Here is a 23,231-nt window from a genome sequence, read left to right on the forward strand (position 1 = left end):
CTAGACGACTGGTCTAATTGAGGCCATAATCCGGTTCCTATGAGAGCTAGCCATCCCCACATTCGCCGCCACATCCTCGACGCCGGGCGCGCGCTGATCGCGCGCAAGGGCTTTGTCGCGGTCGGGCTGAACGAGATCCTGACAACCGCCGAGATCCCGAAGGGCTCGTTCTATCACTACTTCGGCTCGAAGGAATCGTTCGGCAGCGAGTTGCTGCAGCAATACGTTGCCGACTACGCGGTGCGTCTCGACGAGCTGTTCGGTCGGCCGGGCGTCAACGGTCGTGACAAGCTGCTGAGCTACTGGGCTGCCTGGCAGCAGGAGCAACTGGATCAGGACGGCGACGAAAAATGTCTGGTGGTGAAGCTGAGCGCGGAAGTCGGCGACCTGTCCGATGAGATGCGCGTGGTGCTGCGCGACGGCGTCGACCGCCTGATGGTGCGTCTTGCTTCCGTGATCGAAGAAGGCCAGGCAGACGGCTCGCTTTCGCCGGAGATCCGGGCTCGGGAGGCGGCGGAACTCCTGTACCACATGTGGCTCGGCGCGGCGCTCGTCACCAAGCTCCGCCAGGATGGAAGCGCGATGGCGCAAGCCATGGCGGTCACGCAGAGCGTCCTGCGCGCGGCATGACATGGCCGCGGCCGAGGCGGTGATGTTGATTAGGTTCTTCGGACAGCAGCATCAACCGAAGCACTCAGAAAACCATTTGCAGAAGCACCCAAACAAGCACTCGCAGAACCCCTCACTCCGCGCAGAACGGAGCCCTCATCGTTGCACATTCCAGGAGATCGACTTTGCGTAGCGTTATCTATTCCTCTTTCGGCAATCCCGCCGAGGTACTGCAGGTCGCGGAACGTCCCACGCCGAATCCTGGCGCGGGCCAGGTGCGCATCAAATCGACCTTGTCGCCGATTCACAATCACGACCTCTGGACGATTCGCGGTCAGTACGGCTACAAGCCGAAACTGCCGGCCGTGGGCGGCACGGAAGTCGCCGGCGTGATCGACGCGATCGGCGAAGGTGTCGAACACCTGAAGCCCGGTCAGCGCGTGGTGGTGGCCGGCATCTACGAGGGCTGGGCCGATTACGTTCTGGCCCCGGCGGCAGCGGTGGTCCCGCTGCCTGACGCGATCAGCGACGAAGTAGGTTGCCAACTGATCGCCATGCCGTTGAGCGCGGTCATGTTGCTCGAATATCTGCACCTCGAACCCGGTCAGTGGTTCATCCAGAACACGGCGAACGGTGCGGTCGGTAAGACTCTGGCGATGCTCGCCAACGCGCGTGGCATCAATGGGATCAATCTGGTCAGGCGTGAGGCGGGCATTGCGGAATTGGCCGAGGTCGGTATCGGCAATGCAGTGTCGACCGAAAGCGACGGCTGGAAGAAGCGGGTTCGCGAGATCGTCGGCGATGCACCGATTATGGCGGGTGTCGATTCGGTGGGCGGCGACGCCAGCGGTGACATCTTCGGTCTGCTTGGCGAAAACGGCACCCTGGTGTCGTTCGGTGCGATGTCCAATGAACCGATGCGCCTCAGTTCCGGCGATGCGATCTTCAAACAGGCGACCGTCAAGGGTTTCTGGGCGAGCAAGATTTTCGAGGTCACTTCGGGGGCGGATAAAGCGCGAATGATCGGCGAATTGCTGAGGCTCGCTGCGTCGGGTGAACTGAAGCTGCCGGTGGAAGCCGTCTTCAACGTCGAGAACGTGGCGCAAGCTGCAGCGGAGAGCGGGAAGAGCGCGCGCAAGGGCAAGGTGCTGTTGCGGTTCTAACGAGCAGAGGCGTGTTGCTGCATCGACGCACAAGTTTATGCCGTGCAGTGTCACGCTGATGCCCGTTCGCAAGATCCTTCCAATGCCTGCCCACGTGAATCGTCGAACGGTTTCGCGGCAGGCGTTGTCCGCGCTTTCTCTCACCGACTCAACAACCCACTCCATGATCGAAGTCCATCACCTCAACGAATCCCGTTCGCGCCGCATTACCTGGTTGCTGGAAGAACTCGGCCTCGACTACACGCTCGTTCAATATCAGCGGAATCCGCAAACCCGTCTCGCTCCGCCGGAACTGATGGCGATCCATCCGCTGGGCAAGGCCCCTGTGGTTCGCGACGGCGAGAAAGTGATTTTCGAGTCGGGTGCGATCGTAGACTATCTGATTCGCCGCCATGGCAACGGCCGCCTCGCCCCTGCATACGGAACCGACGAGTACGATCGTTACGCGCAGTTTCTGCACTATGCCGAAGGCTCGGCCATGCTGCCGCTGATGCTGAAGGTGTACACGGCGCGTCTTGGCGAAGGTGCGGCTCCGTTGCAACCGAGAATCGAAAGTGAGTTGCAGAATCACCTCGGCTTTCTGAATCAGGAATTGGCCGGCCGCGATTACCTGATGGGCGATGAATTGACGGGTGTCGATATCCAGCTCTCGTTCGTCGCGCAAACGTGCCTCAAGTTTTGCGGACGCGACGCGTTCCCGAATATCACTGCGTTTGTCGATCGCATCGAGGCGCGCCCCGCGTACCAGCGTGCGATGGAGAAGGGCGGCGCGTAAGTGATTGAGGGCTGCCGCGGCGCCATCGCTCTCCCAGCGCAGTCCCAGATCAATCAATCGATGCAGTGACGCCCCTGCAGTTCCACATGTAACTGGACGAGCCACGCACGCGCGCAGTACGCGTCGATCGATGCCTGGTCGGCGGGCTCGTCGAGCAATCTGACCTGGTGTGCCGCTAAAGCCGCATCGAACGCGCGGCGTGCGCCCCATCGCAACGAAAACATGACGAGCAGTGCGAGTGCGATCGTGGCCCCGTGGTAGGGCAGCGACGGCGGGTTGTCGTCGAACAGGCCGAACAGCACCGAAAGGGTCAGGCTCGGTATGATGGCGACGCACGTCGAGAGGCAGAGGAGCACGGCGTTTGCGCGCAGTGCGGTCGTAGTGGTGAGTTTCATCGAGTGAGATCCCGCAATCGGATAGCGGTCTCGATGCTGAACTCGCATGACTTACCTGATACTTACGGCCGGCGGGCATTTCTGAGGCATGTGCTGCCGCGATCGTTCCCTATCCCGTGTGCTGCAAGCCAATACGTCCGTTCCCACCGCTTCGAGTAAGTAACGAGTAAGTCCAGTGGTTCTAGAGTCGATGCCGCCTCATCCATCAACTCAGGACTCGACGTGAAAAAAACTCTTCGCCGTGAGCGCAGGCTGTTACTGGCTATCGCATCGTTCGCATCATTCTGGGCGTATTCGGGCACGGCCTGGGCCGACGGCCAGAGTCCGGAGCCGCCCACGGCGGACGACACAGGTTTCACCGTGCTGAACAATTCCACCAACGTGACGCATTGGGGTCTGGGCGTGGGCGCGGGCATCGAGCAGGCGCCTTACAAAGGCTACGGCACGAAATACACACCGATTCCGCTGATTTCGTTCGACAACAAATGGGTGCATGCATTTGGGACGGCTGTCGATCTGAAGATCGGCAAGTGGAGCAACGTGAGCCTCGCCTTGCGCGGACAATACGCCATCGGCGACGGCTACAAGGCGTCGGATGCGCCGATCCTGAGCGGCATGCAGAACCGCAACGGCGCGTTCTGGTACGGCCCGGCGCTTGCATGGCACACCGCATACGGCACACTCTCGGGCGATTTTCTGGAGGGCGGCAACAAGGGCCAGAAAGCCACGATCGATTTCAGCAAGACCTTCGAGTACGGCAAATTCGAGTTCGAACCGCACGCCGGCGTGGATTGGTTGAGCAGCAAATATGTCGATTACTATTACGGCGTACGCTCGTCCGAAGCGCGCGCCGGGCGCCCGGAATATGCCGGCAAGGCGACCTACGACATCTCGGTCGGAACGCGTATCGACTACAAGTTCACGCGTCATCAGATCCTGATTCTCGACGTCGGCGTCGCGCACCTGGGCAGCGGCATCACCGACAGTCCGCTGGTGGGCAAACGCTATATTCCGCAAGCCAGGGTCGGCTACCTTTACGAATTCAACTGAGCACCACCGCATGTCGCGTGTCGCACTGATCGAAGACCACGAGCGCCTGGCCGGCATGATCCGTCAGGCGCTTTCCGCTGCAGGCATCGAGACCGATGTGTTCGGCACCATTTCGGAGGCGCATTATGGTGTGAGCCGTGCCGACTATGCGGTGCTCATCATCGATCGCGGGTTGCCGGATGGCGACGGCCTGACTTTTCTGCGGACGTTGCGCACGGCAGGGCAGATGACGCCCTCGCTCATGCTGACCGCGCGCGACGCGCTGCATGACCGCGTCGACGGATTGGAAAACGGTGCGGACGACTACGTGACCAAGCCCTTCGCCATGAGTGAACTGGTCGCGCGGGTGCGTACGCTGATGCGCCGGCCGGTGGCGCTGACGGATCTGGTGATTTCGTTCGGAGACGTCACGGTCGATCCGCAGCAACGCGCCATGCGCTGCGGCGCGCAGTCTGTTCTGCTGGCGCCTGCCGAGTTGCAGATCGTGCTGTGCCTCGTGAAGGCGGCGGGCGCCACCGTCCGGCACGCGGCGCTCGAACATGCCGCGTGGGGACTCGGCGAAGCCGTCACGCCCAATGCGCTCGAAGTCACGCTGCATCGCCTGCGTAAAAAGCTGACCACGCTCGGCGCGACGACACGGCTCGCCAATATTCGCGGCGCGGGCTTCGCGCTTCAGGTTGCGGCCGGCTCCACCGGGCAGCACTAAATCAACGGCCCATTGCTCACCATGCTCAAACACTGGATTCGCAGTTTGTCCGCGCGGCTTTGGGTGACCAGCATTGTTGCTCTCGCGATCAGCCTGACCGTGCTGGCGACGGCCGCTACCTATGCGTTCAGTCACTTCCCTCAGCAGATGCTCGGGTTGCACGAGGAAATGGAAAGCGCCACGGCGATTACCAGTGGACTCCGGTTCGACGGTGCCGGCCGTCTGGTTTCCGTGGCGCTTCCTTCGCAGAAGGCCTGGCTTTTCGAGGTTGCGCCGACGGAACTGAAGTACCGGGTACTCGACGAACGCGGCAACGTGTTGCTGGCGTCGGAAGGTGCCCAGGGGAGTGAAGCATGGATTGCGGGTGATCTATCCAGGGCCGTTGGCAATGTTCGGCGGGCGGAGATAGGGGCGAAGCCATTCGAAGTCCTGACGCTGCGGGTTGTGCGCGGCCCGGCAGTTTTCTATACCCAGACCGCAACGTCGGAGCGCTTCGTCGACGCGCTTATCGACGCCAAGGTCAGGCCGATGCCGGCGATCATCAAGACGATCATTGTCGTGGCCACGATCATTTTTGGCCTGACTTTCCCATTTACAGTGCATCGGGTGCTCAAGCCGCTCAGAGAGGCGTCGCGCGCGGCTGCGCGGATTACGCCGCGCAACCTCACGACGCGGCTCTCCGTCGAGGGCGTTCCGAGTGAAATCAAGCCGTTGATCCATGCCTTCAATGAAGCGCTCGACCGACTCGAAAACGGCTTCGCCGTGCAGCAGCAGTTTCTCGCGTCAGCCGCGCATGAATTGCAGACGCCGCTCACCTTGATCCGCGGCCAGATCGAACTGCAGCCAGGGATCAACGACAAGGAATTGCTGTTTCGCGAAATCGATCTGATGGCGCGTCAGGTTCGGCAACTGTTGCATCTCGCCGAAGTTAGCGAGTCGCAGAATTTCAGTTTCGGCGAGGTGAATATCGTCGACGTGGTGCAGGACGTGGTCGCTTATCTTGCGCGCAAGGCCGACCGCAAGGAGGTGACGCTCCGGCTCGAAACCACGGTCGCGTCGCCGTCGATCTGGGCGGATCGAAGCGCGTTGTTCATTCTGCTCAAGAACATCGTTGAGAACGCGATCAATGCGTCGCCGGCACATAGCTCGGTCGTGCTGATCGTCGATGCCGTCTCGGTGCAGGTTCAGGACGAAGGACCGGGCATCAGGCAGGAGTATCTGCCGTTTCTCTTCAAGCGGTTCTGGCGCGCGCCGGATGCACGGCATGACGGCGCCGGACTCGGTCTCGCGATCTGCAAGGAGATCGCGACGGCTCACGAATGGCGCTTGACCGTGAGCAGTCTGATGTCAGGCACACGCTTCGCGGTGTGGTTCTCGTAGCGCCGCGCTTGTTGCGCTTGTATCGATCTTCAGCCGATTTTCAACCGGCCATCAAGCCGGTTCGCTCAACGCCGGTTCATTAGCGATCTGTTTGATGATCGCCTCCATCAAGCCCGGAAAGCGGGCATCCAACTCGTCACGCCTCAGCGAATTCTGATGCACGGTGCCGGCAACGCGCGTGCGCACCAGCCCCGCCTCACGCAGGATCCGGAAGTGATGGGAGACGCTCGACTTGGGGCGGCCGCCGTCAAGGTCGCCGCAGGTGGCCTCGTCGACCGTTGAAAGCTGACGGACGATCTCGAGGCGCACGGGGTCGCTAAGAGCATGAAAGAGCCGTCCGAGCGTGAAATCCTCGGCGGCAGGATGGGTATAGGTGCGCATTGTGCAGATGATAAAGGTTTCTGCCATACTCCATAGTTCGATGTTTGTCGAACTACCGTACAAGCATGTTCACAGGAGTTTAGCCCGATGTCAGCATTATTTCAGCCCTACAAGCTCAAGGACGTTTCCTTGCGCAACCGGATCGCCATTCCGCCGATGTGCCAGTACACCGCCGAAGACGGCCTGATCAACGACTGGCACCGCGTCCACCTCGCCGGTCTGGCGCGCGGCGGTGCGGGGCTGGTGATCGTCGAGGCGACGGCGGTGTCGCCCGAGGGCCGTATCACGCCGGGCTGCGCGGGCATCTGGACCGACGAGCAGGCGCAGGCTTTCGCGCCGGTCGTTGCGTCGATCAAGGCAGCGGGCGCCGTGCCGGGCATCCAGATCGGCCACGCGGGCCGTAAAGCCAGCGCCAACCGTCCGTGGGAAGGCGACGACCACATCGCAGAAAGTGACTCCCGCGGCTGGCAGACCATCGCGCCGTCGGCGATCGCCTTCGGCGGCGGGCTGCCGAAAGTACCGAAAGCGATGACGCTCGACGACATCGCCCGCGTGCGCGAAGACTTCGTCGCCGCTGCTAAGCGGGCCCTTGATGCGGGTTTTGAATGGCTCGAACTGCACTTCGCACACGGCTACCTCGGCCAGAGCTTTTTCTCGACGCACTCCAATCAACGCGATGACGCGTACGGCGGCAACCTCGAAAACCGCAGCCGCTTCCTGCTGGAAACCCTGGCCGCTGTGCGCAAGGTGTGGCCTGAGCATCTGCCGTTGACGGCGCGTTTCGGCGTGATCGAGTACGACGGACGCGACGAGGAAACGCTCGCCGAGTCGATCGAACTGGCGAAGAACTTCAAGCGCGAAGGGCTGGATATGCTGAGCGTCAGCGTGGGCTTCTCCACGCCTGCCGCACGTATTCCATGGGCGCCGGCGTTTCTCGCGCCGATCGCAGAGCGTGTGCGCCGCGAAGCCGGTATCGCCGTTTCGTCCGCGTGGGGCATCGATACGCCGGAACTGGCGGACCGCTCCATCAAGAACGAGCAACTGGACCTGGTGATGGTCGGCCGCGCGCATCTGGCCGATCCGCACTGGCCGTACCATGCGGCGCGCAAGCTTGGTATCGAACGTCCTTCGTGGACGCTGCCGGCGCCGTACGCGCATTGGCTCGAACGTTACGCCGTCGCCTGAACGTTGCAGGACGCGTGCGCTAAGCGAAGGCTCTGAAAACGTAAAAAGCGCGTAAAAAGCGCGTGGCAGGGTGTGAATTTCATTCACTCTGCTACGCGCTTTTTGTCGTTCAGGCCTGCTGCGGATTGCTTATCCTTTGACGTGCTCCGTCGAGAGCCAGCCGCCGCTTACACCGATCTGCGCCACCTGTTTTGCCACCGCGTCGGCGAGGCGTTTTGCGTCCGCTGAAACGCCAGCCTTCTTGGTTTCGGAGACAGCGTGCAAGCTGCCGCCCACAGCAGCCGAAGTCGCGATGCTTCCGGCGGCTGCACCCACGCCGGCTGTTTCGACCATGCCAGGTGCTTTGCCGCTGTCGCCGGTGGCATTGAAACTTTGCACCAGCCGCGCGGTGCCGCCAGCCGGCTTGTAGAGAATCTGCACGGAGCTGCTTACCTCGCTCTTGCCGGCGCCGAGTCCAATCAGCACGCGGCGGCGGCGATTGCCCGCGTCGATCGTGTCGAAGCTGCCTTGCACGAGCAGGACGTTCTGGTCGGCCGGGGCGGGGATGTCCGAACGAATCGCGCGCAACCCCATCGATTGCAATTGATGCACGATTTCGTTAGCCACCTGCTCACGCACGGCGACCGCATCGGCTGATTGTTTTTCCGCGGCGGACGAACCGTCGAGTTGCGCCTTCAATTTCTTCAGCATGCCGCCGTTGTCCAGTTTCACCTGATCCGGATTGGTGTCGAAGGTGTAGACATAGATATTGTCCGGGCGCACTTGCGGCTGTGCGCTGGTCTGGGTCGCGTTGTTGATGCTGCCGCCGGCGCAACCGGTCAGGAGCGCGCTGCCGCAGACCATCGCAACGCATGCAAAACGGGCGGCATTCTTTTTGAGGAAACTCACTGAAGTGAACATGTTCATCCTGTCGTCGGCACGCGGTGCCGTTAGCTTCGAATGCATCTTCCGATGATCGGGCAACCGTGGGATCGTTGATCATCGGGGTTGCATTCGCACACGCGTTTTCACGCAAAGCACCCTTGATCTCATGCGTCTTTTTTCGTACGCACCGGCAGCGAAACGAAGTATGGGCGAGTCACTTCCCGAACTCCATTCAACAATTATTTCGCGCAATGTCACGGCGAAACATGCGGCTGTGGGGCAGGTTTGGCATGGGGTGAATGCGACGGGAGAGTGTCAACTCAAGGCAAGTTTGACGATGCAGCAAAGAACGAAGACAAGAAGAACGGCGGCGACGGCCATATTGAGCGGATAGCGCATTGTTCACCAGGCACTAGCGTTACGGTGCTCTCATCCTAATCACCTGAGGGAAGATGAAAAGTGGGCAGTGAGGCGGCAATGTGCGACAGCTAACGCAGCGCGCCGATCGGCTGCGCTGCTTTTCGACGGAAGCGCTTCCAACCGATTTTCTATCGGGACGAATTGCCGTGTCCCTTGCTTTGGGTTGGAATTACCGGCCGTTCGACTGCGTGATAATCGAGTCCGCGCTTTATTGCTGAGCAGCCGGTTGCACCTCTACCGGCATGCCATGCGGCTGCCTGTTCGTCGCAACGAGATCCTCCGACAGACTGGTGCGCAGCGTCGCAATCGCCTGGTCAGGATTGGCCGGCTTCAACTGCTCGCGGGCCAGCGAGTCGTACACGTAGTGGCGCAGCATCGGATCTTGCGTCTTGCTCAACACCTCGTGATACACGGCGACGATCTCGCCTTCACGCCCGCTCATCGCATACAGGCGGCGCAACTGTTCCAGATCGTTGACTACCGCGAAACCCGGACCCATTGGCCCATGCGGGAAAGATGGCCCGTCGCCGTGATGCGGCTCGCCGTGCGCGGGGGCTGAAGCGGGCGGCGGTGCGGCCGCTTCCTGTGCCAGCGCGCCAGTGGCGGCCGCGGTCAAAACAGCGGCCAGTGCCGCGCTCAGCAGTCCTTTTTTCATGATGTCGCTCCCAATGAGACAGTACCGGCGCAACGTGCGCCGGTACATGGGAAACGATAGTCGACATGCCGTTTTGCCGGGTTACTGAAGCTATCTTGTAACTTACAGGGCCTTGCATCCTTCGTGGCCTAAACCGTCAAACGTTCCGGCAAAGAGACGCCCAACGCCAGGGTGTGCCCGCTGGCGCAATGTGGCCGGATGGCGCATGATTGACGCAATGTGCCGTCCGACCCCAGAAGCAGCACGCCTCTGCCGGAGACGCGGCGCACACGACGCCACTGGTGCCTATGCGGAGAAACCCATCGCGGCGAGGCACTGCGGGCGAGTATTCAACCGTTAAGGAGGATTTCGCATGAGCCAACCTGACGCCACCAATCCGTTTGGCGACTTCACCAAAATGCTGGAGCAGTTCAAGCTTCCCGGCTTCGACGTACCCGCCATCATGGAAGCGCGACGCAAGGACGTGGAAGCACTGGTTCAGGCGAATCAGACCGCATTCCAGGGTATGCAGTCACTTGCGCAGAAACAGACCGAGATGCTGCGCACCACGTTGGGCGAATTGCAGTCGCTCACCGGGCAGTTGTCGGCCGGCGGCGCCGCGCCTCCGGCGAAAGCTGCTGAACTGATCCAGCAAAGCCTGCATAAGTCGCTCGCCGACATGCAGCAGTTGGCGCAAGCCGCGTATCAGACGCAGGCTGAGTCGTATGCGGTGATCGCAAAACGCGTAGAAGAAAATGTGCAGGAGCTTAAATCGCTCTTGCAACAGCAGCAGAAAAAGTAACGGACGCGGCTTGCTGAAGCCGCAATGAACTAGCAGCGAAGTACCCGATGCCGCGGATGACCATCAAGTTATCCGCGGCATTTTTTTTGCCGCTTCGAACCGCATAAGTACGCGATTTTCTCTTCACACAAAAGCAGTCCGCATGTGCCGCAATGATCAGATGAAACAGGTCTGCAGACGCGAATTATTCAGCGGACGCTTACATTATTGGTGACATGCGACACGCATTAATATTTTTCTACTGTGGCCCCGTTATTTAATGCGTGTGTTCGCTTTAAACAGGGCGTGTCGGCAAAATCTGCGCTCAAGCGACGTCCCTTGGTGATCCTGTCCTCAAATATCAAACAGGTTCAAACGGCGTCGAGCAAGCAGAAGGTTTAAATCATCCCGCAAACGATTGCCATGCCCTTGCGCGGTCACTAAAGTTTCGTGCAGCCACTCCGTAGACGCATTCACGCAACCCAACCGGTGTGAATGCAGAACCGGCACCGCCGGTCAGGAGTGCGCCCCTGGATTCCCCGTTCGTGATCGGCTCATCCGCTGGCCACGAGCGTTTCACCTCGAAGGAAATCTCTTGAAACCGATGCTTTCTACAAGCATTGCTCGCGCAATGCTCGGGGCAGGCTGCGCGCTGTCGTTTGCCGCGCACGCCACGCTCGGCCAGAACGTCAGTTCTGTCGACAGCGATCAGACGAGCCTTCACGCCGTGGCTCATACGGTCACTACGCAAAGCGCGTACTCGGTGCACCTGGTGACGATGCCGTCCGGCACGCTGGTGCGCGAGTACGTCGCGCCCAACGGCATCGTCTTCGGTGTCGCGTGGCAGGGCCCGACGCTGCCGGATCTGAAAACCATGCTGGGCGCGTCGTTCGACCAGTACGTCGCCGCTACCGCAACCCGGCGTGGCACGCCGCTCGCGGTGTCCGGCAGCGATCTGGTGGTGTTCTCCGGCGGGCACCTGCGCGCGTTTGCCGGCTACGCCTATCTGCCGCAAGCGGTGCCTGCGGGCGTCGATGTCGGCGTCATTCAATAACGGAGCGAATCATGCGTCATACGTCTTCGTTCGTTACCCTCCTGTGCGCGGCGCTGCTCGCGTTGCTCGTCAGTGCCTGCGGCGGTGGAGGCGGCGGCTCCGGCGGTTCCAGCTCCTCATCGAGTTCCGGCACGACGAGCCTTTCGGCTGGTCCCACCGTCACCAATACCTCGCCTTCGCCGCAGGTGGTGGCCGCCAACGCGGTGCGCGTAACGGTCGACTCCGGCGTGAGCAATGTGCCGAACATGCCGTTCGTCAGCATCACGATTTGTGCGCCCGGCACCAGCCAGTGTCAAACCATCGATCACATCCTGGTGGATACCGGTTCGTGGGGCGTGCGCGTGTTCGCCTCGCAACTGCCCGCCTCGATGGCGCTGCCGCAACAGAAGGACGCCGCGGGCCATCTGGTTGCCGAATGCATGCAGTTCTTCGACGGCTACACATGGGGTTCGGTGAAGCTCGCCGACCTGCAGATCGCCGGTGAAAAAGCGGCCTCGCTGCCGATCCAGGTGATCGACCCGAACTACGCTTCGGTGCCGTCGGATTGCGCGAGCGTCGGCGCGTCGCGCAACACGCCGGGTACGTTGCAGGCCAACGGCATTCTGGGCATCGGCGTGTTCAAGCACGACTGCGGCGCGAATTGTGTGCAACAGGCAGTGGCCGGCACGTATTACGGCTGCAGCGGCACGACCTGCACGTCGATTCCGCTTGCTGAAGCGCTGCAAGTCGCCAATCCGATTCCGTACTTCGCCACCGACAACAACGGTTCGATGTTGAGCTTGCCGACGGTGTCGGGCGGCGCGCAGTCGGTCAGCGGGCAACTGGTGTTCGGCATCGGTACGCAGACCAACAATGCGCTGGGCAGCGCGCAGGTGATCGGCGTGAGTCCGTCGAACGGCACCTTTACGACGGTACAGAACGGCACGACGTATTCGAGCAGTATTCTGGACAGCGGCTCGACGGGTCTGTTCTTCCAGACCAGTGTGATGCCGGCATGCGCGAGCCCCAATAGCGCCTACTACTGCCCGGCGTCGACCGAGTCGTTGAGCGCGATGATCCAGGGGGTGAACGGCACGACGAGCGCGGTGAGCTTCAGCGTCGGCAATGCCACGACGATCTCGCAGACGTATAGCGGCGATTCAGCGTTGCCGCTGCTGGCGGGACCGGCCTTTGTAACGTCGTCGATTTTCGACTGGGGCCTGCCGTTCTTCTACGGGCGTAACGTGTACGCCGCCGTCGAGCAGCAGACGACGCCTGGCGGTACGGGGCCTTATGTCGCGTATTGAGTGATCGGCCAGGTTTGGCTCCGATGAAAAAAACCCGCTGCCGGTTGATCCTGCAGCGGGTTTTTTTATAGATTCTCGAAGCGTTCCACGTGCGGGGGGTGTGACTGACTGGACTAACGCCGGCGTGTGGCCCGCTTGGCGGGTGCTGCTTTGACGGCGGCGGGTTCGGATTGCAAGGGCGGCGCTGACGGCGCGATTGTCTGCATGACGGGCGCCTGCACCGGCTCTTGCGACATCATAGGTTGAGCGACGGGTTGTGGCGCAGACAGCGGCGCCGGCTTCGCCGCTTCACGTGGTTGCGTTTTATCACCGGCTGCCGCAATCACCCGATGCACGAATCGCAGCTTATCCACGACCGGCGAGGCCAGCGTGAACGGATACCCGTCGGGCATGCCGAGACTGCGATTCAGGCTGTTCAACGCATACGTGAGCGGAAACCAGCGTTTCATCAGATTCTCGAAGCTCGCGTCTTCGATGGGCGTGCGGTCGGTCAGCGTCGGCTCGCTCGGGTCGTCGGGTAGCAAGGCGAGGCCATATGAGGTCGACGTATCCAGCACGTCGACGATCAGCATGTAGTGCGCCCACGTTTCGGCCCAATCTTCCCAGGGATGCATCGTCGCATAGGCGCTGATATACGAACCCTGCCAGTCTTTTGGCGCGCCGTCGCGGTAGTAGGCCGTCAGCGCTTCGCCGTAGTCGGCGCGCTCATCGCCGAACAGCTTGCGGTAGGGCTCGAGCCAGCGCGGGTCGTTCTCGACCAGCTGGCTGAAGTAGTAGTGGCCCGTCTCGTGGCGAAAGTGCCCGAGCAGCGTGCGGTAGGGCTCGCCCATCGCGCTGCGCACCTTTTCGCGGTAGGCGTCTTCGGCTTCGGCGATGTTCAGCGTGATCAGGCCGTTGTCGTGGCCGGTCATGACGCGCTCACCGTCGCCGCCGTCCTCGAGGAATTCGAATGCCAGGCCGGATTCGGGATCGTCCTTGCGCGAGGGCACGTCGAGGCCGAGCGCGGCCAGCGTGTACAGCAGACGCCGCTTCGCCATTTCCAGCCGGTACCAGTAGAGCCGGTTGTCCGGCGCGCTCAGATTCGGAATCGTGCGCGTGAGCTGGCAGGCGCGGCACAGCGTGTCGGGCGAGTCGGCGGGGATCATCCAGTTGCAGACATTTTCGACTGCGTAGTTGTGGCATTGCCGGAACAGCGCACCCTCGCCACGCGGGTGCAGGCTGCGCCAGCGGCCTTCACCGGCGTCTTCGAAAGCGCTGATTTCGGCCAGTTCAGGCACATATCCGAGCAATGCCTCGCAGCGTTCGCAACGAACGTTTTCATAGAACACAAGGTGCGAGCAGCGATTGCAGTGGAAGGTTTTCATTGATCGAACCTGGGTGGTGGGTGGCAGTCTTGGGGCGAAGCTAACGCGCAATCTTCATGCCGCATTTGCCAGACGTCACTGGTTTAACGCACATTACGTGCATGATCGTGCATCGGCGCTGCGCCGCTTTGGTGCGCGGCTGCTGAAAAGGTAAGGGAAAGGCGCGCTGATCGATCGACCGGACGGTCGACAGATGCGGCAAACTTCGCAGCAGGCGGTAATCCGGGCAGTACAGCCAGTTCTCGCGGTTTTTCGATCCACGGCATGAAGCTTGCTTTTTGGCGGGCTGCCATCCCTTGTCCAGGAGTCCGGTGTGTCCATTCGCGTCGCGTTGAATCATGTCACACATTACCGCTACGACAGGCTGGTTGCGCTGTCGCCCCAGGTCGTGCGTCTCAGGCCTGCGCCGCATTGCCGGACCCCCATCCTGTCTTATTCGATGCGGGTCGAACCGGCTGAACACTTCATCAACTGGCAGCAGGACGCGTTTGCCAACTATCAGGCGCGCCTCGTGTTCCCCGAGAAGACGCGCGAATTCAAGGTGACCGTGGATCTGGTCGCCGAGATGGCGGTCTACAACCCGTTCGATTTCTTTCTCGAACCGTCGGCGGAACGGTTTCCGTTCGAGTATGCGCCCGGCCTCGCGCTGGAGCTCGCCCCGTACCTCGTCAAGCGGCCGATGACGCCGCGCTTCGCCGAGTTCGTCGCGAGTATTGACCGTAAGCCGATGGTCACCGCCGACTTCCTCGTCGGACTGAATCAGCGGCTGCAACGCGAGATCCGCTACCTGATCCGCATGGAGCCGGGCGTGCAGACGCCCGAGGAAACGCTGGTCAGCGCCGCGGGTTCCTGCCGTGATTCGGGCTGGCTGCTGGTCGAGACGCTCCGGCAACTGGGGTTGGCGGCGCGCTTTGTCTCCGGCTATCTGCTGCAACTCGCGCCCGACGTCAAATCCATCGACGGCCCGAGCGGCACCGAAGTCGACTTCACCGACCTGCACGCATGGTGCGAGGTCTACCTGCCGGGCGCGGGCTGGATCGGCCTCGACCCGACCTCCGGCCTGCTGGCCGGGGAGGGCCATATTCCGGTCGCCTGCACGCCGGAACCCGGCAGCGCGGCGCCGATCTCCGGCGCGGTCGACGAATCCGAAGTCGAGTTCGAGCACACCATGTCGATCGAACGGGTCCTGGAGACGCCGCGCGTCACCAAGCCCTTCACCGAAGAAGTGTGGAGCGACGTCGTTAAAATGGGCGAGCAGGTCGACCAGCGCCTGACCGAGATGGACGTGCGCCTGACGATGGGCGGCGAGCCGACCTTCGTGTCGGTGCGCGATCGCGACGCCGCCGAATGGAACACCGACGCCCTCGGCCCCACCAAACGCGGCTACGCGGTCGCGCTGATGGACAAGCTGCGCTCGCGCTACGGCGCAAACGGTTTTCTGCATATTGGCCAGGGCAAGTGGTATCCGGGCGAACAGTTGCCGCGCTGGGCGATGTCGCTCTACTGGCGCGCCGACGGTGAGCCGTGCTGGCAAGACCCCACGCTCTTCGCCGACGAACGCGAGCCGGGCACCTACACGGCCGCCGACGCCCAGCGTTTCCTCGCTCATCTGGCGACCAAGCTAGCGCTCGACACGGACTGCATCCAGCCCGGCTTCGAAGACGTCTGGTACTACCTGTGGCGCGAGCGCCGTCTGCCGGTCAACGTCGATCCGCTCGATGCGCGTCTGGATGACGAGCTGGAGCGTGTGCGCCTGCGGCGTGTGTTCGACGCGGGCCTGGGCGGCGCGACCGGTTTTGTCCTGCCGCTCGCACGCGAACGCGACGTGCCGAACGAGCCGCCGAAGTGGGTCAGCGGCCGCTGGTTCTTCCGCGACGAACGCATGTTCCTGATTCCCGGCGATTCGCCGATGGGTTATCGCTTGCCGCTCGATTCGCTGCCGTGGGTGTCGAAGACCGACTATCCGTATCAGCACGCGCACGATCCGTTTGCGCCACCGGTGCCGTTGCGTCCGGCCGCGCAATTGCGCATGCAATACGACGGCGAACAGCGCACCTTGAGCGCCGCCGATGCGCGGCGTGCGGCGGCGTTGTCGTCGTCAGCGGCGGATCTGTTGAGCGGCATGGCGGGCAGTGGCGTGGTGGCCTTTGCGCCTCAGTCAGGCGACCAGCAGCCGCCGGAGCGTGGGCAGTCGTCGAAGGAAACGCTGCGTACGGCGATCTGCGTCGAAGCACGCGACCCGAAACGGGCTGCCGGTCCGAAGGCGGAAACCGAAGCGTTCGGCAGCGGCCGCTCGCTGTTGCATGTGTTCATGCCGCCGCTCACCGAACTCGACGACTATCTCGACCTGCTCGCGGCGATCGAAGCGACGGCCGCCGAATTGCAGATGCAGGTGGTGCTCGAAGGCTATCCGCCGCCGCGCGATGCGCGCCTGAAGGTCCTGCAGGTGACGCCGGACCCGGGTGTAATCGAGGTGAACATTCATCCGGCTTCGAGCTGGGAGCAACTGGTCGACAACACGGAGTACCTGTATCAGTCCGCGGCCGAGAGCTATCTGAGCAGCGAGAAGTTCATGACCGACGGCCGCCATACGGGGACCGGCGGCGGCAATCACTTCGTGCTCGGCGGCGCGACGCCTGCTGACAGTCCGTTCCTGCGCCGTCCGGATCTGCTGGCCAGCCTGATCGCGTATTGGCATAACCATCCGTCGCTGTCGTATCTGTTTTCCGGGCTCTTTATCGGGCCGACGAGCCAGGCGCCGCGCGTCGACGAGGCACGCAACGACCAGGTGTACGAGTTGGAGGTGGCGTTCCGCGAGCTGCAGCGGCAGATTGATCTGCTCGGCGGACGCGACAGCGCGAACCTGCCGGCGTGGATGATCGACCGCTCGTTGCGCAACATCCTGATCGACGTGACGGGCAATACGCACCGCGCCGAGTTCTGCATCGACAAACTCTATTCGCCCGATGGTCCCACTGGCCGCCTTGGCCTGCTCGAGTTGCGCGGCTTCGAAATGCCGCCGCATGCACGCATGAGTCTCGTCCAGCAGTTGCTGCTGCGCGCGTTGGTGGCGCGCTTCTGGCACACGCCGTACACGCAGCGGCTCACACGTTGGGGCACGGAGCTGCATGACCGCTTCCTGCTCGGCACCTTCGCCAAGATGGATTTCGACGACGTACTCGGCGAACTCAACCAGGCGGGCTTCGCCTTCGAGAGCAGCTGGTTCGCGCCGCACTTCGAATTCCGCTTCCCGCTGGTCGGCGAGACCACGGTGAACGGCGTCTCGCTGACGATCCGCAACGCGCTCGAACCGTGGCACGTGATGGGTGAGGAGGGCTCGCCGGGCGGCACGGTGCGTTACGTGGATTCGTCCGTGGAAAGGCTCGAAGTGCGCGCGCTCGGTTTGAACGACAACCGCCATGTGGTGACGGTCAACGGCGTGCCGGTGCCGCTTCAGCCGACGGGCCGCGTCAGCGAATATGTGGCCGGCGTGCGCTTTCGCGCCTGGGCGCAACCGTCGGCGCTGCATCCGACCATCGGTGTGGATGCGCCGCTCACTTTCGACCTGGTCGATACATGGACTGGCCGCTCGGTCGGCGGATGCCAGTATCATGTCGCACATCCGGGCGGGCGCAACTATCAGACCTTCCCGGTCAACGCCTACGAGGCCGAAAGCCGGCGGCGCGCACGCTTCTTCGCATCCGGTCATACGCCGGGGCCGCTTACGGTCGGTGTACCGCAGCGCAGCCTCGAGTTTCCGTTTACGTTGGACCTGCGCTACTGGTAACCTGGTAGACTGAAGCGGCAGCATACTTTTAAGAACGACACGACCTTGGCCTTTCAATCGACTTTTCCTTTCGAAACGTCCGCGGCACGCGCGGACGCTTCGTCCTTATTACGGCTGTTGCCGGCCTACGAAGGACATTGGGACGAGTTACGCGATGCCTCGGGCGTGTTGCGCGAGCCGTGGCGGCAATTCTTCGAGCGGCTCGGCGAAGACGGCATCGCGCGATTGGAAGATCACCGCGCCTCGGTCGCGCAGCAGATCCGCGACAACGACATCAGCTACAACGTCTACGCGGATAACGGCGAGCCGCGGCCGTGGGCGCTCGACCTGCTGCCGTTCCTGATTAGCGAGGCCGAGTGGGCGCATATCGAGCGTGGCGTGACGCAGCGCGCGCATCTGCTCAATGCCATCGTCGCTGATATTTACGGGCCGCAGACCTTGCTCGAGCGTGGGCAGTTGCCGCCTGCGCTGGTGTTCGGGCATCCGGGTTATCTGCGCTCCGTGAAGGGCTTCACGCCGCCTGGCGGGCAGTATCTGCAGGTGGTCGCCGTCGATCTGGCGCGTACGCCCGCCGGCAACTGGACCGTCATGGCGCATCGCACCGAGGCGCCATCCGGTTTGGGGTATGCGCTGGAAAACCGGCTGATCGTGTCGACGCTGTTCGCCGAACCGTTCCGTGCGATGCGCGTGAGCCGCCTCGCGCCGACCTATTCACAGCTGATCGCGACGCTCGCGCAGGCCGCCCAGGCCACCATGTCGCCCGACAGTTCGGGCGCCGATGGTTTGCCCCATATCGCGCTGCTCACGCCTGGACCGTTTAGCGAAACCTACTTCGAGCACGTGTTTCTCGCGCGCTATCTCGGCGTGACGCTGGTCGAAGGCAAAGACCTGACCGTGCGTGACGACATGCTGTATCTGAAGACGCTCGCCGGTCTCGAGCGCGTGCACGTCGTGCTGCGCCGTCTGGACGATGCGTTCTGCGATCCGGTCGAACTGCGCGCGGATTCGAGTATCGGCGTGCCGGGCCTGTTGCAGGTGATGCGCGCGGGCAATGTGATCGTCTCGAACGTGCCGGGTTCGGGTTTTGTCGAATCGCCTGCCTTGCATGGTTTTCTGCCGGGCATCGCCGAAGTTTTACTCGACGAAGACCTTGTGCTGCCGAGCGTGGCCACCTGGTGGTGCGGCGAAAAGGCGGCCCGCGTCCACGCATTCGGGCGTCTGGAGGAAGCGTTCATCGTACCGACGTGGCCCGTCGCAGCACGCGATGCGCCACCGGGAATCGAGCAGGGCAGGCAACGGCTGTCGACATGGCGCGAGCGCATCGAAGCGATGCCGGACACCTATACGATCCAGCAGGCACAGCGCTTTTCCTGCACGCCGCGTTACGAAGACGGCACCATCGGCCGCCGCCCGTCGGTCCTGCGTGTCTATGCGATTGCCGACGTCAACGGTGGTTGGCACGTGATGCCAGGCGGCTTCACGCGGATGGCCGCCGAGCGCCAGGCGACGGTGTCGATGCAGTACGGCGGCAGTAGCGTCGACACGTGGGTGCTGTCGAGCCAGCCGACGTCGACCTTCACGCTGCTGCCTTCGCCGATGCAACCCGCCGACCTCGCGCGCAAGCATCGCACCGTGTCGAGCCGGGCGGCGGAAAACCTGTTCTGGGCCGGACGCTATGGCGAACGTGCCGAAAACAATGTGCGGCTGTTGCGCCTGATTCTTGGTTCGCTGGAAGGCAACGACGCCGACGCGATGTTCCCCACGCTGGTCGAGCTCGCCACGCATTGCGGTCTCGTGCAATCCGGCGATATGTTTGCGCCGAATTCGCCGCAAGTGTTCGAACGCGCGTTGGTCGCGAATCTGAGCGAGAGCACTGGCCCCACTAGCATTGGCCAGAACCTCGCATGGCAAGCGCGTTCGAACGGCGAGGTGCGTGGGCGTTTGTCGAACGATCACTGGCGCACGATTCTCGCGGCGCGCAACGACTTCCGCGATGCATTGCAGACGTTGATGCCGGCTGCGGTGGGCAATGGCAACGGTAATGGTGGTGGTAGTGGTTCAGCGCAGGGCGGCGCGAATGGTAACGGTCGCGCCGAGCGCAGCGAACGCTACGATCGTTATGACCGCGTGACGCTGATGAACGCGCTTGAACGTTTGTCGGTGCAACTATCGGCGATCAGCGGTGCGCAAGGCGACCGCATGACACGCGACGAAGCGTGGCGTCTGCTATTCGTGGGGCGGCACATCGAACGCGTGTCGGCGATGACGTCGTTTTTGCGGGTGGTCGCCGATAAGGGCCAACTCTCTACACCAGCCGGATTTGATCTGTTGCTGCAATTGTTCGACAGCACGCTGACCTATCGCTCGCTGTATCCGGGCCGTTTCGAAGTGCCCGCCTTGCTCGATCTGCTGGTGATCGAGCCCACGAATCCGCGCGGCGTCTATGGCGTGTATGAGCGCCTGCGCAAGAAGCTCGACGAGATCGCCGTGGCGGCGGGCAGCATGCGGCATCGTCCGTTTGCGGAATTGATGCCGCCCGCCGCTTCCTTGCCCGCGCTCGAATCGGTGTGCGCCATCGACGAAAACGATTCATACGCCGACCTGATTGCGGTGTGCGATCAGATTGGCGGCTATGTCGGCGCGGCGGCGCATGAGATCAGCGCGCGCTATTTCAGTCATGCCAGTACGGTGGCTTCGCAGGTGTGGTCATGAAGAACGCGCCGACGGTCTTGTCCGTCTCCCATCGCACGACCTACCACTACTCCACGTATGTGGAGACCGCCCAGCATCTCGCGACGATCCGGCCGATCGCCTGTGCGTGGCAGCGCGTGGTCTCGCACAGCGAAAAGATCGAACCGGAACCGTCGTATCAAACCAGCCGGATGGACGCATTCGGCAACGACGTCCTGTACTTCGCGCTGGACGCCCCGCACGAGCGCTTGCAACTCGTCAGCGAAACCACGGTGGCGCTCATGCCGCGCTGGACCGACCTCGACCCCGAGGAAACGCCGGAATGGGAGTGCGTCGCGGACGAGTTGCGGTTTTGGGTGGGCGGCGAGTTCCGGCCTGAGGTGGAGTTCTGCTTTGCATCGCCGAACATCGTGCCGCGGCCGTCGTTGCGCGCTTATGCCCTGCCGAGTTTTCCGCCCGGCATGCCGATCGTGGCGGGGGCGATCGATCTGATGCACCGGATTCACAAGGACTTCGCGTACAAACCTTCGGCGACGATGTTCGACACGCCTGCCGAGCGCGCCTTCGAATTGAAGAGCGGGGTATGCCAAGACTTTGCGCAGGTGATGATCGGCTGTTTGCGCTCGCTGGGTTTGCCGGCGCGCTACGTGAGCGGTTATCTGCGCAACGATCCGCCGCCTGGGCAGCCGCGCTTGATCGGTGCGGATGCTTCGCATGCGTGGGTGTCCGTGTATTGCCCGGAGAGTGGCTGGATCGATCTTGATCCTACCAACGACGTGCTCGCCGATATGGATCACGTGACGCTCGCGATCGGCCGCGATTACAGCGACGTGTCTTTGCTACGCGGGATGATCCTTGGGGGCGGGGCGCATCGGGTTGAGGTCGGCGTGACGGTGCTCGCGCTCTAAGCGGCTGCTTCTACACGTTTTACCCTTTCAGCAAGCCACTTTCTGGTTGGACGAAATCCGCCATACGTGCCGCACATCCGCTGCGGCACGCTCATTTATCCCGCTTTCGGGGAAAACCCTCTCTCTTCATTCCCATTCAGCGGGAATCCAATTTTTGAAATCCGAGAATGTTCTGGCATTCTGATTCCGTTATTCATTGTGGATAGTTTTCATCGTGAACGCGGAACAGGGTGTGACAGGAGCTGAACGGGTGCTGCTGGTGCTGGCCGCACTCGCCAGTCATGGCAAGGCCATGTCGGTCAAGGATCTGCTCGCTGTCACCGGTCTCGCGCAAAGCACGCTGTACCGGCAAATCGCGTTGCTCAAGCGCTGGGGTTTCGTCGCTGAAAACGCGGGGCATTACGCGCCGGGTCCGATCAGCCTGCAACTCGCCCTTGGTTTCGATGTGAATTCGCTGCTCGTCGAAGCGAGCCGCACGGAGATGCAGCAACTGGCGCGCGCGTCGCAGGAAAGCATCGGGCTGGTGGTCGCCGTCAAGCATCAGGTGATGTGCCTGGAAATGGTCGACAGCCAGCACTCGTTGCGCTGCTCGTTCGAGAAAGGCCGCGCCGTGCCGCTGAAAGCCGGCGCTTCGGCGAAATCGCTGCTGGCGTTCATGGCCGACAAGGCGCGCACCGACGTGCTCGACAACCTGTTCGACAACGACCCTGCCGGCCGCGCCGCAATCGAAGCCGAACTCGAACAGATTCGCGCTCAGGGCTACGCCGTCAGCGACAGCGAAGTCGATCCGGGCGTGTGGGGCGTGAGCGCCCCGATATTTCATCGCAGCGGACGCGGCGCCGGAAGCAGCGCCTCGATCACGCTGATGGCGCCGTCCACGCGCGCCATCGGCCGCGAAAGCCAATTCATCGACGGGACGCTACGTACGGCCCGCGCTATTTCCGAGCATATGCAAACCGATTGATCGGGCAGGGCCGCTCGCGGCCGTATTCGATCTGGATACCGAACGAACTGAACTAACCACAAGGAGCCCTCCCATGAAACTGAATCGACTGTTGTCCCTCGCATGCGTCACGTTTGCGGTGACGTTTTCCGGCTTTTCCGGCGCGGCGTCCGCACAGACGCCGGACGTGCTGAACGTCGCCACGGATGCGACCTTCCCGCCGATGGAGTACACCGACAACGGCGCGCGCACCGGCTTCGACGTCGACATGATGAATGCGCTCGCGAAAGCCATGGGCAAGCGTGTGCAATGGACGGATATCGACTTCAAAGGCCTGATTCCGGGCTTGATCGCACATCGTTTCGACGCGGCGATCTCCGCTATCTACATCACCGATGAACGCGCGAAAGTGGTCGACTTCACCGATTCGTACTACGCGGGCGGCCTCGTCGCGCTGGTGAAAAGCGATTCGCCGATCAAGTCGGTGACCGACCTGAACGGCAAGAAAGTCTCGGTCCAGGTGGGCACGAAGTCAGTCAACTTCCTGCGTGACAACTTCCCGCAAATCAACCGTGTCGAAGTCGAAAAGAATCAGGAAATGTTCGACCTGGTGGGTATTGGCCGTGCTGACGCAGCCGTGACCGGCAAGCCGGCCGCCTATCAGCTGGTGAAGACGCGCGGCGGTTTCCGCGTGCTCGAGAAGCCGCTGACGACCGAAGCCTACGGTATCGCCGTGCGCAAGGACGAACCCCAACTGAAGGCGGCATTCAACACGGCGCTGGCGAAGATCAAGGCCGACGGCACGTACGCGGCGATCGTCAAGAAGTGGTTCGGCGCCACCGCGCAATAACCGGC

General features: G+C 62.4%; 21 protein-coding genes. 15 read left to right on the forward strand and 6 right to left on the reverse strand.

What is annotated here, in order from left to right:
• Positions 1-39 precede the first annotated feature (39 nt).
• The 3 genes from M0D68_RS32280 (at position 40) to M0D68_RS32290 (ending at position 2,547) form a co-directional block, all read left to right on the forward strand.
• Entirely contained in the window at positions 40-630 is a 591-nt protein-coding gene (locus tag M0D68_RS32280) for a TetR/AcrR family transcriptional regulator (protein ID WP_200619267.1), read from the forward strand.
• A 164-nt stretch (positions 631-794) separates the two neighbouring features.
• A complete protein-coding gene (locus M0D68_RS32285) occupies positions 795-1,772 on the forward strand; it encodes a zinc-binding dehydrogenase (RefSeq protein WP_093634890.1) in 978 nt (325 codons plus the stop codon).
• 163 nt (positions 1,773-1,935) lie between these two features.
• Entirely contained in the window at positions 1,936-2,547 is a 612-nt protein-coding gene (locus M0D68_RS32290) for a glutathione S-transferase family protein (protein ID WP_093634931.1), read from the forward strand.
• Positions 2,548-2,600: 53 nt separating this feature from the next.
• Here M0D68_RS32290 and M0D68_RS32295 read toward each other — a convergent pair whose 3' ends face one another.
• Positions 2,601-2,942, reverse strand: coding sequence for a hypothetical protein (locus M0D68_RS32295; protein WP_200619270.1), 342 nt, complete (start codon positions 2,940-2,942; stop codon positions 2,601-2,603).
• Between the two features lie 222 nt (positions 2,943-3,164).
• Here M0D68_RS32295 and M0D68_RS32300 point away from each other — a divergent pair, with 222 nt between their 5' ends.
• From M0D68_RS32300 to M0D68_RS32310, 3 genes are read left to right on the forward strand one after another with little or no spacing between them, the layout of a single operon-like run.
• Positions 3,165-3,992: a MipA/OmpV family protein gene (locus M0D68_RS32300; RefSeq protein WP_200619271.1), complete on the forward strand. Its 828-nt coding sequence runs from the start codon at positions 3,165-3,167 to the stop codon at positions 3,990-3,992.
• A 10-nt stretch (positions 3,993-4,002) separates the two neighbouring features.
• Positions 4,003-4,698 (forward strand): response regulator transcription factor, encoded by a 696-nt coding sequence (locus tag M0D68_RS32305; protein ID WP_200619272.1) that lies wholly within the window; start codon positions 4,003-4,005, stop codon positions 4,696-4,698.
• A gap of 21 nt (positions 4,699-4,719) precedes the next feature.
• The gene (locus tag M0D68_RS32310) at positions 4,720-6,078 is read left to right on the forward strand and encodes an ATP-binding protein (RefSeq protein WP_200619273.1); all 1,359 of its coding nucleotides are present in this window, start codon (positions 4,720-4,722) and stop codon (positions 6,076-6,078) included.
• Between the two features lie 51 nt (positions 6,079-6,129).
• On the opposite strand, the gene M0D68_RS32315 is transcribed toward M0D68_RS32310, so the two are convergent.
• Complete coding sequence (locus M0D68_RS32315) at positions 6,130-6,459, reverse strand: helix-turn-helix transcriptional regulator (RefSeq protein WP_054040413.1); 330 nt, start codon at positions 6,457-6,459, stop codon at positions 6,130-6,132.
• An 87-nt stretch (positions 6,460-6,546) separates the two neighbouring features.
• Here M0D68_RS32315 and M0D68_RS32320 point away from each other — a divergent pair, with 87 nt between their 5' ends.
• Positions 6,547-7,644 (forward strand): NADH:flavin oxidoreductase/NADH oxidase, encoded by a 1,098-nt coding sequence (locus tag M0D68_RS32320; protein WP_200619274.1) that lies wholly within the window; start codon positions 6,547-6,549, stop codon positions 7,642-7,644.
• A gap of 129 nt (positions 7,645-7,773) precedes the next feature.
• Here M0D68_RS32320 and M0D68_RS32325 read toward each other — a convergent pair whose 3' ends face one another.
• Complete coding sequence (locus M0D68_RS32325; protein ID WP_256456787.1) at positions 7,774-8,544, reverse strand: DUF4410 domain-containing protein; 771 nt, start codon at positions 8,542-8,544, stop codon at positions 7,774-7,776.
• 592 nt (positions 8,545-9,136) lie between these two features.
• A complete protein-coding gene (locus M0D68_RS32330; RefSeq protein WP_200658444.1) occupies positions 9,137-9,583 on the reverse strand; it encodes a hypothetical protein in 447 nt (148 codons plus the stop codon).
• Positions 9,584-9,935: 352 nt separating this feature from the next.
• Between M0D68_RS32330 and phaP the strand changes: the two genes are divergently transcribed.
• The 3 genes from phaP to M0D68_RS32345 all read left to right on the forward strand — a co-directional run bounded on the left by phaP (position 9,936) and on the right by M0D68_RS32345 (position 12,683).
• Complete coding sequence (gene phaP / locus M0D68_RS32335) at positions 9,936-10,364, forward strand: phasin family protein (RefSeq protein ID WP_093634883.1); 429 nt, start codon at positions 9,936-9,938, stop codon at positions 10,362-10,364.
• Between the two features lie 583 nt (positions 10,365-10,947).
• Entirely contained in the window at positions 10,948-11,397 is a 450-nt protein-coding gene (locus M0D68_RS32340; protein WP_093634882.1) for a DUF2844 domain-containing protein, read from the forward strand.
• Between the two features lie 11 nt (positions 11,398-11,408).
• Positions 11,409-12,683, forward strand: a complete 1,275-nt coding sequence (locus M0D68_RS32345; protein ID WP_093634881.1) for a DUF3443 domain-containing protein — start codon at positions 11,409-11,411, stop codon at positions 12,681-12,683.
• 113 nt (positions 12,684-12,796) lie between these two features.
• Here the strand turns inward: M0D68_RS32345 and M0D68_RS32350 are convergent, their stop codons facing one another.
• Both M0D68_RS32350 and M0D68_RS32355 read right to left on the reverse strand, forming a co-directional pair.
• Positions 12,797-14,047, reverse strand: a complete 1,251-nt coding sequence (locus M0D68_RS32350) for a putative zinc-binding metallopeptidase (RefSeq protein ID WP_093634880.1) — start codon at positions 14,045-14,047, stop codon at positions 12,797-12,799.
• Positions 14,048-14,130: 83 nt separating this feature from the next.
• Positions 14,131-14,340 (reverse strand): hypothetical protein, encoded by a 210-nt coding sequence (locus M0D68_RS32355; protein WP_200619277.1) that lies wholly within the window; start codon positions 14,338-14,340, stop codon positions 14,131-14,133.
• 20 nt (positions 14,341-14,360) lie between these two features.
• Between M0D68_RS32355 and M0D68_RS32360 the strand changes: the two genes are divergently transcribed.
• The 5 genes from M0D68_RS32360 to M0D68_RS32380 all read left to right on the forward strand — a co-directional run bounded on the left by M0D68_RS32360 (position 14,361) and on the right by M0D68_RS32380 (position 23,226).
• Positions 14,361-17,834 carry a DUF2126 domain-containing protein gene (locus tag M0D68_RS32360; RefSeq protein WP_093634878.1) on the forward strand — a complete coding sequence of 1,158 codons (3,474 nt, stop codon included), beginning with the start codon at positions 14,361-14,363 and terminating at the stop codon, positions 17,832-17,834.
• Between the two features lie 45 nt (positions 17,835-17,879).
• Positions 17,880-20,546: a circularly permuted type 2 ATP-grasp protein gene (locus M0D68_RS32365; protein WP_256456783.1), complete on the forward strand. Its 2,667-nt coding sequence runs from the start codon at positions 17,880-17,882 to the stop codon at positions 20,544-20,546.
• Positions 20,543-21,433 carry a transglutaminase family protein gene (locus M0D68_RS32370; protein ID WP_093634876.1) on the forward strand — a complete coding sequence of 297 codons (891 nt, stop codon included), beginning with the start codon at positions 20,543-20,545 and terminating at the stop codon, positions 21,431-21,433. Before M0D68_RS32365 ends, M0D68_RS32370 begins: the two co-directional genes overlap by 4 nt.
• A 214-nt stretch (positions 21,434-21,647) precedes the next feature.
• Positions 21,648-22,397: an IclR family transcriptional regulator gene (locus tag M0D68_RS32375; protein WP_256456782.1), complete on the forward strand. Its 750-nt coding sequence runs from the start codon at positions 21,648-21,650 to the stop codon at positions 22,395-22,397.
• Positions 22,398-22,470: 73 nt separating this feature from the next.
• Positions 22,471-23,226: a transporter substrate-binding domain-containing protein gene (locus M0D68_RS32380; protein ID WP_266226425.1), complete on the forward strand. Its 756-nt coding sequence runs from the start codon at positions 22,471-22,473 to the stop codon at positions 23,224-23,226.
• Positions 23,227-23,231 lie beyond the last annotated feature (5 nt).

It is taken from the genome of Paraburkholderia sp. SEWSISQ10-3 4 (genome assembly GCF_030464785.1).
GTDB classification, from domain to species: Bacteria; Pseudomonadota; Gammaproteobacteria; order Burkholderiales; family Burkholderiaceae; genus Paraburkholderia; species Paraburkholderia aspalathi.